This window comes from Corallococcus sp. Z5C101001, assembly GCF_007352635.1.
Lineage (GTDB): Bacteria > Myxococcota > Myxococcia > Myxococcales > Myxococcaceae > Corallococcus > Corallococcus silvisoli.
In genome coordinates this window covers 19159-36347 of sequence record NZ_VKLU01000019.1, presented here as the reverse complement: position 1 = coordinate 36347, position 17189 = coordinate 19159, and the positions used below count along the sequence as shown (strand labels likewise).

The following is a 17189-nucleotide window of genomic DNA, read 5'->3' as shown; positions in this document are numbered from 1 at the left end:
ACATTGGACAGGTGTGGAGGCCATGCCCGAACCCACCTCTGGTGCTGTCCATCCCGACCTGAGGACGGGAGCGCCCTCGCCCTGGCTGCGGCGGATCCTCCGGGGCCTGCTGGGGCAGGAGCGCCGGTTCTGGGTGCTGGTGGTGGGCGTGGGGCTCATCTCCGGCCTGGGCGCGGTGGCGCTCCTCGCCGTGCTGCGCTTCACGCAGCACCTGTTCTGGCAGAGCAACACCGAGCACTTCCTCGAGGGCGCGCTCGCGTCCCCGGGCTGGCGCCGGTTCCTCGTGCCCGTGCTGGGCGGCGCGCTGGTGACGCTGGTGTCCCTGCTGGTGGGCCAACCCCTGCGCGGCCACGGCACCGCGGGCATCATCGAATCCATCTGGGTGAAGTCCGGCCGGCTCCCCTTCCCCCGCGCGCTCCTGCGCGGCTTCGTGTCCATCATCGCGGTGGCGCTGGGGGCGCCGCTGGGCCGCGAAGGCGCGCTCCTCCAGACAGGCGCCGCCAGTGGCTCCGCGCTGTCCGGGTGGCTGCGGCTGGGGCCGGGGCAGGCGCGCGTGCTGGTGGCCTGCGGCGCTTCGGCGGGGATCGCGTCCGCGTACAACGTCCCCATTGGCGCCGCGCTCTTCGGCCTGGAGGTGCTGCTGGGCAGCTTCGCGCTGGAGCTCTTCGGCCCCATCGTCGTGTCGTGCGTGGTGGCGACGCTCGTGTCGCGCACGCTCATCGCGGATCACCCCAGCTACGTGATGCCGCACTACGCGCTCACCCATCCGCGCGAGCTGGTGCTGGCCATCCTCCTGGGCGTGCTCGTCGGCGGGGCCTCCGCCCTCTACGTGCGCGGCATCAACGTGGCGTCGGACCTGCTGGACCGGCTGCCGTCGTGGCTCCGGCCCTTCATGCCCCTGGTGGCGATGACCGTGGTGGGCGCCACCGCGATCGCCGGGCCGTACCTGATGGGCAACGGCTACGACTCCGTGAACATGGCCCTGCACGGGACGATGCCCCTCGCGCTCCTGCTCCTGCTGCCCGTGGCGAAGCTGGCGGTGACGTCGCTGTGCGCGGGCGCGGGGGTGCCGGGCGGGCTCTTCACCCCCTCCCTCTTCTTCGGCGCGCTCCTGGGAGGCGCGTTCGGGATGCTGGTGGAGCAGGCGCTCCCCGGCGGCGCGGCCCCCAGCGGGGCCTACGCGCTGCTCGGCATGGGCGCGGTGCTGGCGGGCACCACGCACGCCTCCGTGTCCGCGGTGCTGATGATCTTCGAGATGACCGGCGACTACGACTTCATCCTCCCGCTGATGCTGGCCGCCGTGGTGGCCGCCGTGGTCAGCCGGCGCCTGGAGCCGGAGTCGCTCTACACGTCCGTGCTCGCCAGGCGCGACGTGCGCGTGCCGGACTCCGTGCCGCACTGGCTGCGCGAAGAGGGGGTGCGCTCGCTCCTGTCGCCGGCGACGCAGCGCGTGCCCCCGTCCGCGACCTTCGACGAGGTGGTGGTGCTGCTGCTGGAGCAGCCCGCGGGCGCGGACCTGTACGTCACCGACGCGGAGGGACGCCTGCTGGGCGTCATCACCCTGGAGGCGCTCAAGGGCCACCTGCCGGACCACTCGCTGCTCCAGGCCACTGTGGCCGCGGACGTGATGGACACCGGCGTGCAGCCCATCACGCCGGACCTGTCCCTGGCGGAGGTGGCCGCCCGGTTCGGCCACACGGAGCTGGAGCGGCTGCCCGTGGTGGACGGGCGGCGGCACCTGCTGGGCTCACTGTCCAAGGGCGACCTGCTCAAGCGGGGGCGCTTCTAGATGGAGATGGAGCCCCGGGCCCGCGCGTGGAGCATCGTGGTGATGAGCCTGCTGTGCCTCGTGTTGACGTGGGTCCTGCTGCGCTCCCCGCCGCGCCCGGGCCAGCGCGAGCGCGAGGCCGCGGAGGACACGGACGAGTCCACCCGGGGCAACCCCTACCGGGGCTGGCCGCTGTTCCAGGGCTGGCCCATCCCCCAACCCCCGGACACGAAGCCCGCGCCGGGCGGCAAGCCCCCTCCCCAACAGCACCCGGAGCGTTGACGCACCGCCTTCTTCCCTCCCCCGGGGCCGAGCCCAAGCAGGCGACCAGGCGGGCTCCGAGCGAACCGCTTGCATGCGGGGGGCGCGGGAGGAAGATGCCGCCGCCTTGGACGCCACTCCGTTCAACTTCGTCGCCATCGTGCTGTGCGTCTCCATTGGGGCGGGCCTGCTGGGCTCGCTGCTGGGCCTGGGCGGGGGCCTCATCCTCATCCCCGTCCTGACGCTCGTGCTCAAGGTGGACATCCGCTACGCGGTGGGGGCCTCCATCGTGTCCGTCATCGCCACCTCCAGCGGCGCGGCGGCCGCGTACGTGCGCGACGGCCTGGCCAACATGCGCGTGGCCATGTTCCTGGAGCTGGCCACCGTGGCCGGCGCCGTCACGGGCGCGATGCTCGCGGGCGTGGTGGGCGGACGCGCGCTGTACTTCCTCTTTGGCGCGGTGATGGCGTACTCGGCGCTCGCGATGCTGCGCAAGCTGCGCGAGGACGGCGGTCCCCGGGAGGAGCCGCCCCCGAACGCGCTCGCGGACCGGCTGGCCCTGCACGGCAGCTACTACGACGCGTCCACCGACCGCGAGGTGTCCTACCGCGTGCACCGCCCGCTCACGGGCCTGGGGCTGATGTACATCGCGGGAACGGTGAGCGGCCTGCTCGGCATCGGCTCGGGGGCGCTGAAGGTGCCGGCCATGGACCTGGCGATGGGGCTGCCCATCAAGGTGTCCACCGCCACCAGCAACTTCATGATTGGCGTGACGGCGGCGGCCAGCGCGGGCATCTACTTCGCGCGCGGGGACATCGATCCCTTCATCGCGGGCCCCGTCTGCGTGGGCGTCACGCTGGGCGCGTTCGCCGGCTCGCGCTACCTGACGAAGCTCAAGAGCGGCTCCCTGCGCATGCTCTTCGTCGCCGTCCTGCTGTGGGTGTCCTACGAGATGCTGTCCAAGGGGATCCGCGGATGAGTCCCGAACCCAACGAGCCCCGCGCCCAGCAGGAGACCACCGCCGTCGTCCCGGAGGGGGTGCCCCTCACGCCGGAGCTGCTCATCAGCCAGCTCTTGCGCGGCGGCGTGCTCCTCAGCCTGTCGCTCGTCACCTGCGGCATGGTGATGACGTTCTTTCGCCACCCGGACTACTTCTCCTCCCCGGACGCGCTCCAACGCCTCACCTCGCCGGACTCCGCGCCCCACCGGCTGCCGGATGTCTTCGAGGGCGTGATGGCGGTGCGCGGGCAGTCCTTCGTGATGGCGGGGCTCTTGGTGATGATCACCGTGCCCGTGCTGCGCGTGGCCCTGTCGCTGGGCATCTTCCGCGCGCAGAAGGACCGCACCTTCGCCGCCATCACCACCAGCGTGCTCGCCCTGCTGCTGCTCGCGTTCCTCCTGGGCGGCGTGGAGTAGTCAACGGGGGAGTCCACCCGTTCGTCACATCCACGCGGGCCCGAAACCCATTACAAGGCGCGTCCATGGCCGACCGCGACCTGCCCCTCCTGCTCGTGCGCCACGCCGTGGCCGAGGACTCCCACGCCCTGGGAGACGAAGCCCGCGCCCTCACCCCGCAGGGCCGCGCCGCCTTCCGTCAGCACGCGCGCAAGCTGGCGCGCCTCACCCCGCTCATGGGCATCATCACCAGCCCCCTGGTGCGCGCGGTGCAGACCGCGGAGCTGCTCGCGGACGCGCTCGGCCTGTCCCACGTGGAGGTCCACCCCGGGCTCGTCCCCATGAAGGGCGCGGCTCGCAATGTGTTGAAGCTGGCGCGCGATGTGGGTCCGGGTTGGGCGCTGGTGGGACACAATCCCTCTCTGGAGCGCGCCGCCGCGCTCGCGCTGGGCCATGCGTTGCCCGACAAGCTCCGCAAAGGCTGCGCGGTGGCTCTGCGGCCTGAAGGGCACGGCTTCACCCTGGAATGGATGTTGGCGCCCGGGCGCGCCCTTCGTCGCCCCTGACTCACCCTCGCGGGCGTGGGAGTGCGGGCGAGTGGACGAGGCCCTCGTTCCCCCCTCCCATGTGTTTCATCGACGCGCGCGGCACCACCGTCATCGTGGACCTGTGGCTGGAGTTCCGCATCGCGGACCCCGCCAAGGCCCTGTTCGACGCGGCGGACTGGGACCGCTCGCTCAACAACCTCGTCACCCACTCGGCCATCTCCATCCTGGGCAACCGGGACTTCCAGCAGATCCCCTGCGACCGCACGGAGCTGGGCGAGCTGCTCCAGCGCGACGTGGCGCAGGAAACCGCGCGCTGGGGACTCCAGGTGGACGCGGCGCTCATCCGCAGCGTGAGCCTGCTGTCGGAGGTGGGCAGCCAGGTGCTGGAGACCCTCTGCGCCCGGCTCGAGCGCGCCAGGGCGGACATCGAGGAAGAGGGCCGCCAGCGCGTGGCGCTGCTGGAGGCGGAGACGGACGCGCGCATCGCGGCCATGGTCGCGGAGGCGAAGGGCCAGTCCCCCGCCGCCGTGGGCAAGGCGCTGCACGCGCTCAGCGGGGCCCCGGAGGTGCTGCGCGCCAACCAGGAGCTGTACCGGCCGTCGCTCATCCGCCCGCACCGCACCATCGCCTTCACGGGCTTCGCGGAAGGCGAGCTGCGCAGCGTGGACGCGGCGATGCTGGGGGTGCCCGGCGCGCAGCATGGCGAAGCGCACGGCGCGGAGGTGCTGGAGCGCACGCCGAAGGTGGCCTCGCGCGGCGGAGGCGAGGACAGAGGGCGCGGACGGCCCGGCCCCCTTCTCCCCGGGTCCGTCCGCGCCCGTCGTTTCCGTGCGGGATGGCAGGCGTTCCGCGCTGACGCGACCCGTGCGTCAGACGCCTGACGCGCGTGCGTGACGGACGTGACGCACTTGTTGCCGGTGCGTCACGTGGCCGCGAACAGAGGCGCGCAGAGTACGTGCCCGTCATGTCCCATGTTCTCATCGTCGACGACGAGCGCGACCTAGCGGAACTCATCGACTTCAACCTGCGAGGCGCGGGCTTCACCACGCGCCTCGCCTTCACCGGGGAGGCGGCCATCACGGCCGCGCGCGAGCAATCCCCGGACGTGGTGCTGTTGGACCTGATGCTGCCGGACCTGTCCGGCATCGAGGTCTGCCGCCACCTGCGCGCCAACCCCCGGCTGCGCGACGTGCTCATCGTCATGCTCACCGCCAAGAGCGAGGAAGCGGATCGCATCCGCGGCTTCGAGGTCGGCGCGGATGACTACGTCGTCAAGCCCTTCTCCGTGCGCGAGCTGGTGCTCCGGCTCAAGGCCATCCTCCGGCGCAGCACCTCGCCCCAGGAAGGCACCCCGGCCCTGGCGCTGGGCCCGCTGCGCCTGGACGTCACCCAGCACCGCTTCTTCGTGGAGGAGAAGGAGACCCCCCTCACCGCGCTGGAGTTCCGCCTGCTGGAGTACCTGATGGCGCGGCTGGGCCGGGTGCAGACGCGCGAGCAGCTCCTGGAGCAGGTCTGGGGCCTGTCCAGCGCGCTGGAGACGCGCACCATCGACACGCACGTGATGCGCCTGCGCGACAAGCTGGGCCCCGCGCGCGCCCTCCTGGAGACGGTGCGCGGCGTGGGCTACCGCATCGTGGACCCCGCGGCCGGGTAGTACCCCAGTCTCCTTCCGTTACCCATTTGTCACGAAAGGGCCGTCAAACAGCCATATCCGACCCATAGATCGTCACGCGTTCTCGACGCCGGGATTCCCGCGGACCTTCTATGCGCACTCTCCTTGTTGCTCTCTCCCTGTTGAGCTCCAGCGCCGCCATGGCCCAGGCCGCCACGCCCCAGGAAGCCCTCCCCTCGCCGCGGGCCGCCGCGCCGGGCGAGGCCGTGGAGCCTTCCACCACGGACGTGGCGCAGCCCTCCGCCCCCCTCCCGCCGCGGGCCAACGCCCCCACGGTGCCGGAGGCGTCCCCCTCCATCGACGAGCGGCTGACGGCCGACGAGCACCGGGTGGAGGCCCTGGAGGAGCAGAACACGGAGACGAAGAACGACCTGTCCGCCCTCAAGAAGCTGCGCTTCTCCGGCTACATCCAGGCCCGCTACCAGTACCAGGAGCCGCTGGATGACACCGGCGCGGGGGGCTTCAGCCGCTTCGGCGTCCGCCGGGGCCGCTTGAAGGCCACCTACACCACGGACGTGGCGCAGTTCATGCTCCAGATTGACGCGGTGCCCGCCGGCGTGACGCTGAAGGACGCGGAGGCCACCCTGTTCGTGCCGGGCACGCGGCAGCAGCTGTCGCTGACCATGGGCCAGATGAAGTGGCCCTTCGGCTACGAGGGCCCCCAGTCCTCCAGCGACCGCGAGTTCCCCGAGCGCAGCCGCGTGGTGCGCAACCTGCTCCCCAGCGAGCGCGACCGCGGCGCGAAGGTGAACGGCCGCTACAAGTTCCTGCGGCTCGCGGTGGGCCTCTTCGACGGCAACGGCACGGACAGCGGCACCACCCAGGACAACGACAAGGAGAAGGACGTCGTTGGCCACCTGGGCTTCGACCTGAAGTGGATCGCCGGAGGCATCTCCGGCTGGTACGGCCACACGCTGGGCCGGCTGCCCACGGACACCTTCCGCCACGCCTACCAGCGCAGCCGCGTGGGCGCGGACCTCCAGGCCTACTTCGACGTGGTGCCCCTGGGCGGCACGTCCCTCAAGGGCGAGTTCATCGCGGGCCGCACCTACGGGGCCGCCAACAACGCCACCCACCTGGATGTGCCCGCGCACGGCTGGTACCTGCTGCTGGTGCAGAACATCGGCCTCAACGACGCGGTGGGCGTGCGCTACGACAGCTTCGACCCGCACAACGGACAGCGGGACCTGGCGGCGGGCGAGGCCCCCGGCGCCGACAACACCATCAACACCGTGGGCGTCGTCGTGCAGCACCACTTCGGGGAGAACCTGAAGATGTCCGCCACCTACGAAATCCCGACGACGCACGTGGTGGCCCAGGCATTGGACCCCCACGACAACCTGTTCACCCTGCAGATGCAGGCCCGTTTCTAGAGGAGTCACCTCATGAAGAAGACACTGCTTTCCAGCTTCGTCGCCTTCGGCCTCGCCGTCCTCCCGCTCTCCGCCCAGGCAGGCACGGTGACGGTGAAGGGTTCGGACACCATGGTCATCCTCGCCCAGCGCTGGGCGGAGGCGTTCATGAAGAAGAACCCGTCCATGAAGATTCAAGTGACGGGCGGCGGCTCCGGCACGGGCCTGGCGGCCCTGCAGAACGGCACCACCGACATCGCGATGTCCAGCCGTGAAATCAAGGAGGCGGAGGAGGAGAAGCTCCGCGCCCGCTACAACACCCCGCCCACCGGCGTGGCCGTGGCGAAGGACGGCGTCACCTTCTACGTCAACGAGTCCAACAAGGTGGACGCGCTCACGGTGGAGCAGCTCAAGGAGATCTACCTGGGCGACACCGCGTCGTGGAAGGCCGTGGGCGGCGCGGATGCCCCCATCGTCCTGTACTCGCGCGAGAACTCCTCTGGCACCTACGTGTTCGTGAAGGACACCGTGCTGGGCGGGGACGACTTCGCCTCCGCCGCGCAGACGCTCCCCGGCACCGCCGCGGTCGTCAACGCGGTGGCCAAGGAGAAGAACGGCATCGGCTACGGCGGCGCCGCGTACGCCAAGGGCATCAAGGAGCTGAAGGTGAAGAAGGGCGCCGAGGCCTTCGCGCCCTCGGCGGAGAACGTGAAGAGCGGCAAGTACCCGCTGTCGCGCGACCTGTTCTTCTACCTGCGCAACAAGCCCGCCGGGGACGTGAAGGCGTTCATCGACTTCGCGCTGTCCGCCGAGGGCCAGGCCATCGTCACCCAGGTGGGCTACTTCCCCGTGAAGTAGTGGCCGTCACACGATTGTCACCCGGCGCGAGGGCTCCATGTTGGATAGACAGGCCGTGATGCAGGAGCAGGACCTCGCGCCCCCGGTGGCGCAGCCCACGCTGTCGCCCGAGGCCCGGCGGCGGCAGCTGAAGGAGAAGGCCATCGCCGCGCTCATCACGGCGGTGGCCTTCACGGGCATCGCCGCGCTGGTGCTCATCCTCGTCTTCGTGGCGAAGGAGGCGCTGACGCTCGTCACCGACGCGACGGCGCGCGAGGAGGCGAGCTTCTCCAAGATGTTCCTGCCGCAGCTGGTGCGGAAGGGAAAGCCCCTGGCCTACGTGTGGCAGCCGGTGTCCGGCGTGCCCAAGGTCAGCATGATTCCGCTCTTCGTCGGCACGTTGAAGACGACGGCGGTGTCCATGCTGGTGGCGGTGCCGCTGGGCATCTTCGCGGCGCTGTTCGCCGCGGAGTTCGCCCCGCGCCGCCTTCGCGAAGTGCTCAAGCCCATCATTGAACTGCTGGCCGGCATCCCGTCCGTGGTGCTGGGCTTCTTCGCGCTGATGGTGATGGCCAGCTTCCTCCAGGAGGTCTTCGGCTTCACCTCCCGGCTCAACGCGGTGGTGGCGGGCCTGGGGCTGGCGCTGGCCATCGTGCCGGTCATCTTCACGGTGACGGAGGACGCGCTCACCGCCGTGCCGCGCAGCTACCGCGAGGCGTCCCTGGCGCTGGGCGCCACGCCCTGGGAGACGGCCTGGAAGGTGGTGCTGCCGGCGGCGGCCCCCGGCATCCTCGCCGCGTGCGTGCTGGGCTTCGGGCGCGCCATCGGTGAGACGATGATCGTCCTGATGGCCTCCGGCAACGCGGCCATCGTGTCGCCCCGCCTGGGCGACTCCGTGCGCTCGCTGTCGGCCACCATCGCCGCGGAGATGGGCGAGGTGGTGGTGGGCAGCCCGCATTACGCGCTGCTCTTCTTCATTGGCGTGGAGCTGTTCCTGTTCACCTTCGTGCTCAACATGCTCGCGGGCGTGTGGACGAAGAAGGTCATCCAGCGGCTCAAGGGAGGTGCGGGGTGAAGCACGCCACACGCAGGGTGGTGGGACTGTCGCTGGTGTCGCTCACGGGGCTGGCCGCCTTCGTCATCGTGGCCATGCTGGCCCTCATCCTCCTGGACGTCGTCCAGGGCGGCTGGAGCCACCTGTCCTGGACGTTCCTCACCCAGCCACCCTCGGACGGGATGATGGGCGGCGGCATCTTCCCCGCCCTCTTCGGCACCGCGGCGCTCACGCTGCTGATGACGCTGGCGGTGATGCCGGTGGGCGTGCTGACGGCGGTGTACCTGCATGAATACGCGGCGCCCCACAGCCTGCTGGCCCGCGCGGTGCGCGTGGCGGTGGCGAACCTGGCGGGCGTGCCCTCCATCGTGTTCGGCCTCTTCGGCCTGGGCTTCTTCATCCTCTTCGTGGGCAAGGGGCTGGACCGCGCGCTGGGGTACGAACAGCTGCACTGGGCCCAGCCGGGCATCCTCTGGGCGTCGCTGACGCTGGCGGTGCTCACCCTGCCCGTCGTCATCGTGTCCACGGAGGAGGCCCTGCGCGCCGTGCCCCTGGACCACCGCACCGCGAGCCTCGCGCTGGGCGCCACCCAGTCGCAGACGCTGGCGCGGGTGGTGCTGCCGGGCGCGCTGCCGGGCATCCTCACGGGCGCGGTGCTGGCCATCTCCCGTGGCGCGGGCGAGGTGGCGCCCATCCTCTTCACCGGCGCGGCCTACTTCCTGCCGGACCTCCCCACGAGCCTGAACTCGCAGTTCATGCACCTGGGCTACCACACGTACGTGCTGGCCACGCAGTCGCCGGACGTGGAGGCCACCCGCCCGCTGCTGTACGCGACGGTGCTGGTGCTGCTCTTGCTCACCTTCGCCCTGAACCTCGTCGCGGTCCTCATCCGCACGCGCACGCGCCGCAAGGCCGCGGCCGGCCACTGACGTCCTCCTCGCCCATGCCCCTCTCCTCCGCCACGCCGCGCAACAAGATGGAAGCCCGCGAGCTCACCCTGCGCTACGGCCGCAAGGTGGCCATCAAGCAGGTGAGCCTGGCCATCCCCGAGAACAAGGTGACGGCGCTCATCGGCCCGTCCGGCTGCGGCAAGTCCACCTTCCTGCGCTCGCTCAACCGGATGAACGACCTCATCCCGGGCACCAACCACGACGGCAGCGTGTTCCTGGACGGCCGCAGCATCCATGACCGGGCCCTGGACGTGGTGGACCTGCGCCGGCGCGTGGGCATGGTGTTCCAGAAGTCCAACCCCTTCCCCAAGTCCATCTTCGAGAACGTCGCCTACGGGCTGCGCGTGGGCGGGCTCAAGGACAAGGCGAAGCTCGCGGCCCGGGTGGAGAAGTCCCTGCGGGGCGCGGCGCTCTGGGACGAGGTGAAGGACCGGCTGGAGGAGAGCGCGCTGGGCCTGTCCGGCGGCCAGCAGCAGCGGCTGTGCATCGCGCGGGCGCTCGCGGTGGAGCCGGAGGTGCTGCTGATGGACGAGCCCGCGTCCGCGTTGGACCCCATCGCCACCGCGAAGATCGAAGAGCTCATCCACGAGCTCAAGGCCACGTACACCATCGCCATCGTGACCCACAACATGCAGCAGGCCGCGCGGGTGAGTGACCGGACGGCTTTCTTCTACATGGGCGAGCTGGTGGAGTGCGGCGCCACGGAGCAGATCTTCACCAACCCCCACGAGAAGCGCACCGAGGACTACGTCACCGGGAAGTTCGGCTGAAAGGCGCGACGGAAGGCACCGACATGGCGGCCATGCACACCGACAAGGCATTCGAGCAGGACCTGCGCAACCTGCGCGAGAAGCTGCTCGCCATGGGGGCCAAGGTGGAGGCCCTCATCTCGCAGAGCACCCGCGCCCTCACCGACCGAGACTCGGCCCTGGCGGAGCAGGTGGTGGGCGCGGACCGCGAGGTGAACCGGCTGGAGGTCGACATCGACGACCTGTGCCGCCGCATCCTCGCCCTGCGCCAGCCGGCCGCCAGCGACCTGCGCCTCATCACCACGGCCCTCAAGATCGTCACCGACCTGGAGCGCATTGGGGACCTGGCGGTGAACATCGCCGAGCGCGCCATGGACCTGAACCAGGTGCCTCCGCTGGCGCCCTACGTCGACACGCCGAAGCTGGCGGAGCTGGCGCAGCAGCAGGTGAAGAAGGCGCTGGACGCGTTCGTGTCCGGGGACGCGACCAAGGCGGAGGACGTGCTCAAGGGGGACGACCTGCTGGATGCCCTCTTCCTGAAGATCTTCAACGAGCTGCTGGCGTACATGATGGAGGACTCGCGCAACATCCGCCGGGCCACGGCGTTGATGTTCATCGCGAAGCACCTGGAGCGCATTGGCGACCACGCGCTCAACGTGGCGGAGATGGTCATCTACATGGTGCGCGGCAAGGACGTGCGCCACCCGCGGAGCCGCGACCTGGAGTAGTGCCGCGACTTCACTGGGGTGTCACGGCGAGTTGGCCGTCCCGCCGCCCCGCCGCCCCGGTCCCGCCTTGTGGGTTCCCTAGGGTGGCGACATGCTCATCGCATCCAGCCTCCTCCTGGCCGCGTCCGCAGTGGGCCTCCTGGCCCTCCTCCTCCAGGCGCTGTTCGTGCGCCGCCACCGCCGCGGGGCGCCTCCCGCCCCCACCCGGTACCCCGGCCTGTCCATCCTCAAGCCGCTGTGCGGCGTGGATGACGACCTGGAGGCGAACCTGGCGCAGTTCGCCCAGCTGCCCTACCCCCACTACGAAGTCCTCCTGGGCGTGAAGGACCCGCGCGACCCTGCCTTCGCGGTGGCGAAGGCGGCGGAAGCGAAGTGGCCCCAGGTGATGCGCGTGGTGCTCCAGGTGGGCGAGCCCGGCCTCAACCCGAAGGTGAACCAGCTGGTGACGCTGTCGGCGGAGGCCCGGCACGACCTGTGGGTGGTGAGCGACAGCAACACCCGGGTGGGCCCGGGCTATCTGGAGGAGATCGCCGCCGCCTTCGAGGACCGCACGGTGGGCTGCGTGACGCACCCGGTGGCGGGGGTGGGAGAGCGGACGTTCGGTTCGCTCCTGGACAACCTGTACCTGTCCTCCAGCGCGGCGGCGGGGATGATCGCCGCGAAGCACGCGGCGGACCGCGACATCGTGGTGGGCAAGTCCATGGCGCTGCGGCGCGAGGACGTGGAGGCGCTGGGCGGCTTCTTCTCCGTGAAGGACGTGCTGGCGGAGGACTACGTCATCGGCCAGTGGGTGACGCGCAAGCTGGGCAAGCGCGTGGTGCTGGCGCACGCCCCCGTCTTCAACGTGTCCCTGCGCAAGAGCGTGGACGCCTTCTTCCAGCGCTACCTGCGCTGGAGCGTCATCCACCGCACAGCGGTATCGCCCGGGACGTACGTGGCGCAGGCGCTGCTCAACCCGGTGCCCCTCGCGCTGCTGGGCGCCCTCTTCCACCCCACCGCCCTCACCGGGCTGGCGGCGCTGGCGGTGGCCCTGGGCAAGGTGTGGGTGGACGTGGCGGTGTTCCGCGCGCTCCGCCCGCAGCCGGTGGGCCTGCGGGCGGCGCCCGCGGTGCTGGTGAAGGACGCGCTGCTCTTCGCCGCATGGTGGCACGGTGCGTTCAGGCGCACGGTGGACTGGCGCGGCACGCGGCTGCGCGTGGTGGCGGGCACGCGCCTGGTGCCGATGCGGGCGCGGACCGACGCGGCCGACGCGTGGATCCCCAGCAACGGGGTGGGGTGAACGCCTTGGGCCCAACTTTCGGTGGACCTTCGAACAGCGACCCTCGCCGAGCCCTCCCGCGATGCCTATTTCCTTGAGCATGCCCTTCCTGAAGCTGGCCCATCTTTCGGACCTCCATCTGGACATGAGCCGCGAGAGCGACGCCGCCGCGTCCTCACTGGTGAAGGCCCTGGTGGCGCAAGACGTGGATCACGTGGTCGTGACGGGAGACCTCACGCACCGCGGCTCCCACGCCGAGTTCCAGCGCTTCCGTGAACACTTCGCCCCGTGGATGGACACCGGGCGCCTCACCTTCATCCCGGGCAACCACGACCGCCCCGGCGAGGACGTGGGCAGCGGGTTCATGGACGGGCGCAAGGTCCACACCGTGGAGAAGGCGGGCCTCTTCCTGGTCTGCGTGGACTCCACCGGTGAACACAACCGGAACTATTTCTCCAGCCATGGGGAGCTGACGGACGGCGTCGTGGAGCAGGTGGACCGCGCGCTGGACGCCGCGCCGCGAGACGCCCTGGTCGCGGTGCTCCTGCACCACCACGTGACGCCGCTGCCGCTGGAGAGCTTCCCGGAGTGGATCGCGACGAAGCTGGGCCTCCCGCACGCCTCGGAGCTGCCGCTGGGAAGCCGGCTGCTGGAGCGCGTGGGGGGACGCTGTGACCTGGTGCTGCACGGACACCGGCACATCCCGAACGAGTCGGACCTGGGCCGCCCGGGTGAGCGCGCGCTGCGGGTGTTCAACTCGGGCAGCAGCACGGACCTGGGCCGCTTCCGCGTCTTCAGCCATCTGGCCGGCCGGCTCGTGAGTGAGCCGGCGTGGTGCCAGGCGTCGGCGCCCGCGAAGCCGCGCACGGCGGTCCACAACGTCCGCCCCGCCCTGGAGTACCTGGTGGGCCAGTTGGGCATGGCGCTGTTCTAGGGCCTGCCTGGCTGCCTGCTGAATGCCGAAACCGGGCCGAAGTGCCGCGAATGCCAGTGGGCCCCCGGAAGGTTCTCCCCAGGTCAGGAGGATGCTTGGGGAGACTCGCGGTGGATGACGGTACTCGGAAGGTCCTGGTCGTGGACGACGACGCGGACTGGCGGGAGTTCCTTCGGGTGAGCCTGGAGGACCTCGGCTATGAGGCGACCGAGGCGGCGGACGGCCAGGAGGCGCTGGACTCGCTCCAGCGGGGGGAGCGCTTCGGGGTGATGCTGCTCGACCTGAACATGCCGGGAATGAGCGGCCTGGAGGTGGTGGAGCGGCTGCCGCGCGCGTCGGTGATTCCGCGCATCGTCTTCCTCACCTCCGCGGCGGCCCAGGATGTGGGCAGCGCGCTCATGTCCGGTCCCCACTACTACCTGCCCAAGGGTGCGAGCCGCGACCAATTGTCGCTCCTCCTGCAATCGCTGGGGGTGTAGGACAGGAGGCGTCACCCGCCGCCCCGTGTCCACGCGGGTCCAGCCAGGAGGTCCGCCATCGTCACGGAGCTCATCATCATCCTGTTGCTGGTGCTGGCCAACGGCGTCTTCGCGGGCGCCGAGCTGGGCCTGCTGTCGGTGCGCAAGACGCGCCTGAAGGAGCTGCTGGAACAGGGCAGCAAGTCCGCGAAGGCGGTGTCGGCGCTGCGGGATGATCCCGAGCGGCTGCTCGCCACGGTGCAGATTGGCATCACGGTGATTGGCTCCACGGCGGCGGCCTTCGGCGGCGCGAGCATCGCGCTGCGGCTGTCCGGGGTGCTGGCCCGGATGGGCGTGCCGGAGGCGACGGCGAGCCAGGTGTCGTTCGCGCTGGTGGTCGCGCTGGTGTCGTACCTGTCGCTGGTGCTGGGGGAGCTGGTCCCCAAGTCGCTGGCGCTCCGCTACTCCGAACAGTACGCGCTGACGTTGGGGCGGCCGCTCAAGGCGCTCGCGTGGCTGATGCGCCCGCTGGTGTGGTTCCTCACCGCCAGCTCCAACCTGGTGCTGAAGCTCTTCGGGGACCGGACCAACTTCTCCGAGTCGCGGCTGTCTCCGGACGAATTGCAGCAGCTGGTGGAGGAGGCGTCGAAGCAGGGCACGTTGGATCCCCGCGCGGGGGAGATCGCCTCGCGGGCCTTCGAGCTGGGAGACCTGACGCTCGGCGAGGTGATGGTGACGCGCGAGCACATCGTCGCGCTGCGCCGGCACGCGGGCACGGAGGAGATCCGCCAGGTGCTGCTGGAGCACGGGCATTCGCGGATGCCGGTGTACGAGACCACGTTGGACAACGTGGTGGGCTACATCGTGGCCAAGGACCTGCTGGGCGTGGCCTGGGAGGGCAACCTCATCGTGCTGGAGGACGTGCTGCGTCCGCCGCTGTTCCTGGTGGAGTCCATGCGGGCCATCGCGGCGATGAAGGAGATGCAGCGCCGGAGGATGCAGCTGGCCGTGGTGGTGGACGAACACGGCGGCGTGGTGGGGCTGGTGACGGTGGAGGACCTGGTGGAGGAGCTCGTGGGGGAGATCCTCAGTGAGTCGGAGACGCCCGAGGAGCGGGTGCGGCGCGAGGGCCCCACGATCGCGGTGGTGCAGGGCGAGGCGAGCCTGCGCGAGGTGAACCGCGCGTTGGGCCTGCAGTTGGAGGAGAGCGAGGACTACTCCACCGTCGCGGGCCTGTGCATCTCGCTGGCGGGAGGAGCGATCCCCGAGGCCGGCGCGAAGCTGTCGCTGCCGGATGGCACGGTGCTGGAGGTGGTGGAGGCCTCGCCGCGCCGGGTGCGCGAGGTGCGCGTCCACCTGCCGGAAGAACCCGTGCAGTCGGAGGCGTGAGCGCACGGCCGCGCTCCGCGTCCACGGGAATCCGGAAGCCACCGCAAACTCCCTGTTCATTGTGACGCGGTGGGCCGATATAACGACAGCGAGGGATTCCAGGCGCGCGGATGTCCGCGAGAAGCGCCCCTTGGTGTAGCGCCCTGGAGGGATGAGGAGCGCGAAGCTGATGTCGCCGTCGGCACCCCGGATCGCATTCGCCATCGAGACGACTCTCGGCAACGCGGTGTTCCTTCAGAACCTTCAGCGGGCGATGGCGCGGCGCGACGACATCACGCCGGTGTGGCTGCCCATCGACGAGCACGCGGACGACGTCTGGGAGCAGCTTCCGCTGGTGCGCTCTCGGCTGTCGGTGAGGGGTGGGCTCCGGGCCCGCACCGCGCTGAGGCAGGCCTCCGCGCAGGAGCCGGTACGGGCCGCGGTGGTGCACACGCAGCGGCTGGCGCACCTGGCGCACGACTTCATGCGCCGGGTGCCGAGCGTCATCTCCACGGACGCCACGCCGAGCGGGCTGGAGGACTACCTGCGCTACTACGGCCTGCGCACGCAGCACGCGGGCTGGGTGGGCCGCGCGAAGAACGCGCTGCACCGCCGCACGTACGCCATCGCGAAGGGGATGTTGTCCTTCTCGGAGTTCACCAAGCGCTCGCTGGTGGAGGAGTACGGCGTACCGGCCGCGAGCGTCCACGTCGTGTGGCCCAGCGTGGACACCACGCTGTGGCGGCCCGCGCCGGAGCGGAAGGCGCGCGACGGCGTGGTGCGGCTGCTCTTCGTGGGTGGGGACCTGGGGCGCAAGGGAGGCAAGCTGCTCCTGCGCTGGGCGCGGGAGACCCGACAGCGGAACTGGCGGTTGGACCTGGTGACGTCGACGCGCTTCGAAGCGCCGCCCGGCGTGCGCGTGCACGTGGGCGTACAGCCGAACTCGCCGGAGCTCATCGGCCTGGCGCAGGCGGCGGACCTCTTCGTGCTGCCGACGATGGCGGACATGTCGTCCTGGGCCATCGCGGAGGCGAAGGCCGCGGGCCTCGCGGTGGTGGCGACGCCCGCGGGCGGCGTGGGGGAGCTGGTGCGCGACGGCATGGATGGGCGCATCGTGCCGGTGGGTGACTACGCGGCGCTGGCGAACGCGCTGGACGCGCTGGTGGCGAGCCCGGAGACGCTGGCCACCATGGGCCGCGAGTCCCGCCGCATGGCCGAGGAGCGGATGAACCTGGACACGACGTGCGCCCGGATGCTCGCGTTCATCCGCCGGGTGACGGGCGTCTGAGCCGGGAGCGCGTCACCGATTCGCTTGGAGGTTCCGGGCGACCTCGGGCTCCACGCGCTGGAGCAACTGCCATTCGAGCTGCCGGTCCCGGTCCATGGGGACGAGGCCCGAGCCCTGGATGCCGTCGCGCTGGTACTCCGGATGGGGGTCCACGCGGCCGGGCTGACTGGGCGGAGTCGCCGTCGACCGCTCGTTCCGGAAGTAGCGGACGGTGCATTGCCCGGGGCCGCGCTCGGTTCCGACCACGAAGTAGTTCGCGTAGCCCGTGCCCAGCGAGGACGGAGGGGTGATCTGCTCCCAGTCGGTGCGCGCTTCGTAGCGCGTCGCGTCCGCCTTGACGGTGAACCCCTTGTCCTTGAGCAAGGCGAGGGCCTGGGGCCACACCTCGTGCAGAGGCAGCGGGTACACGTGCTCGCGGACCGCGTCCTCCACGGCGACCTGCTGGCGCTGGGCCGCGCAGCCGGCGCAGGTGAGCATCCAGGCGGAGAGGACCAGCAGGGAGACCGCACGGGGTGACGCCGTCTTGGGGTTCATGTTCCAGACTCCAGGTGGGATGAGGCGAGGTGCCC

The 17189-nt window shown here is 70.7% G+C and carries 19 protein-coding genes; 18 read left to right on the top strand and 1 reads right to left on the bottom strand.

The features are described 5' to 3' along the window. Positions 1-22: 22 nt before the first annotated feature. From FOF48_RS32920 to FOF48_RS32835, 18 genes are all read left to right on the top strand, one after another. Positions 23-1789, top strand: a complete 1767-nt coding sequence (locus FOF48_RS32920) for a chloride channel protein (protein WP_143908354.1) — start codon at positions 23-25, stop codon at positions 1787-1789. Then, positions 1790-2050 carry a hypothetical protein gene (locus FOF48_RS32915; protein ID WP_235686116.1) on the top strand — a complete coding sequence of 87 codons (261 nt, stop codon included), beginning with the start codon at positions 1790-1792 and terminating at the stop codon, positions 2048-2050. It abuts the gene before it with no gap. Positions 2051-2156: 106 nt separating this feature from the next. Further along, positions 2157-3008, top strand: a complete 852-nt coding sequence (locus FOF48_RS32910; protein ID WP_201756713.1) for a sulfite exporter TauE/SafE family protein — start codon at positions 2157-2159, stop codon at positions 3006-3008. Further along, positions 3005-3445 (top strand): DUF1634 domain-containing protein, encoded by a 441-nt coding sequence (locus FOF48_RS32905; RefSeq protein ID WP_143908349.1) that lies wholly within the window; start codon positions 3005-3007, stop codon positions 3443-3445. The genes FOF48_RS32910 and FOF48_RS32905 overlap by 4 nt, the downstream gene beginning before the upstream one ends. 65 nt (positions 3446-3510) lie before the next feature. Further along, a complete protein-coding gene (locus FOF48_RS32900; protein ID WP_143908347.1) occupies positions 3511-3990 on the top strand; it encodes a histidine phosphatase family protein in 480 nt (159 codons plus the stop codon). Between the two features lie 59 nt (positions 3991-4049). Then, complete coding sequence (locus FOF48_RS32895) at positions 4050-4853, top strand: SPFH domain-containing protein (RefSeq protein WP_186002172.1); 804 nt, start codon at positions 4050-4052, stop codon at positions 4851-4853. Positions 4854-4936: 83 nt separating this feature from the next. After that, positions 4937-5626, top strand: a complete 690-nt coding sequence (locus tag FOF48_RS32890; RefSeq protein WP_143908343.1) for a response regulator — start codon at positions 4937-4939, stop codon at positions 5624-5626. A 110-nt stretch (positions 5627-5736) separates the two neighbouring features. Further along, positions 5737-7017: a porin gene (locus tag FOF48_RS32885; protein ID WP_143908340.1), complete on the top strand. Its 1281-nt coding sequence runs from the start codon at positions 5737-5739 to the stop codon at positions 7015-7017. Between the two features lie 12 nt (positions 7018-7029). Further along, entirely contained in the window at positions 7030-7854 is an 825-nt protein-coding gene (locus tag FOF48_RS32880; RefSeq protein ID WP_143908338.1) for a phosphate ABC transporter substrate-binding protein, read from the top strand. A 58-nt stretch (positions 7855-7912) separates the two neighbouring features. Beyond that, complete coding sequence (pstC, locus tag FOF48_RS32875; protein WP_186002178.1) at positions 7913-8908, top strand: phosphate ABC transporter permease subunit PstC; 996 nt, start codon at positions 7913-7915, stop codon at positions 8906-8908. Next, a complete protein-coding gene (gene pstA, locus FOF48_RS32870) occupies positions 8905-9816 on the top strand; it encodes a phosphate ABC transporter permease PstA (RefSeq protein WP_143908336.1) in 912 nt (303 codons plus the stop codon). The genes pstC and pstA overlap by 4 nt, the downstream gene beginning before the upstream one ends. Before the next feature lie 47 nt (positions 9817-9863). Next, positions 9864-10607 carry a phosphate ABC transporter ATP-binding protein PstB gene (gene pstB / locus FOF48_RS32865; protein WP_186002177.1) on the top strand — a complete coding sequence of 248 codons (744 nt, stop codon included), beginning with the start codon at positions 9864-9866 and terminating at the stop codon, positions 10605-10607. 23 nt (positions 10608-10630) lie between these two features. Further along, complete coding sequence (gene phoU, locus FOF48_RS32860; protein WP_143908332.1) at positions 10631-11314, top strand: phosphate signaling complex protein PhoU; 684 nt, start codon at positions 10631-10633, stop codon at positions 11312-11314. Between the two features lie 91 nt (positions 11315-11405). Beyond that, positions 11406-12593 (top strand): glycosyltransferase, encoded by a 1188-nt coding sequence (locus FOF48_RS32855; protein WP_143908330.1) that lies wholly within the window; start codon positions 11406-11408, stop codon positions 12591-12593. Positions 12594-12672: 79 nt separating this feature from the next. Continuing rightward, complete coding sequence (locus FOF48_RS32850; RefSeq protein ID WP_235686120.1) at positions 12673-13506, top strand: metallophosphoesterase; 834 nt, start codon at positions 12673-12675, stop codon at positions 13504-13506. 50 nt (positions 13507-13556) lie between these two features. Continuing rightward, entirely contained in the window at positions 13557-13985 is a 429-nt protein-coding gene (locus tag FOF48_RS32845; RefSeq protein WP_143908326.1) for a response regulator, read from the top strand. 84 nt (positions 13986-14069) lie between these two features. Then, entirely contained in the window at positions 14070-15353 is a 1284-nt protein-coding gene (locus FOF48_RS32840; RefSeq protein ID WP_143908324.1) for a hemolysin family protein, read from the top strand. Between the two features lie 169 nt (positions 15354-15522). Next, positions 15523-16620: a glycosyltransferase family 4 protein gene (locus FOF48_RS32835; RefSeq protein ID WP_143908322.1), complete on the top strand. Its 1098-nt coding sequence runs from the start codon at positions 15523-15525 to the stop codon at positions 16618-16620. Between the two features lie 12 nt (positions 16621-16632). On the opposite strand, the gene FOF48_RS32830 is transcribed toward FOF48_RS32835, so the two are convergent. Beyond that, positions 16633-17154 carry a hypothetical protein gene (locus FOF48_RS32830; protein ID WP_143908320.1) on the bottom strand — a complete coding sequence of 174 codons (522 nt, stop codon included), beginning with the start codon at positions 17152-17154 and terminating at the stop codon, positions 16633-16635. Between the last annotated feature and the right edge of the window lie 35 nt (positions 17155-17189).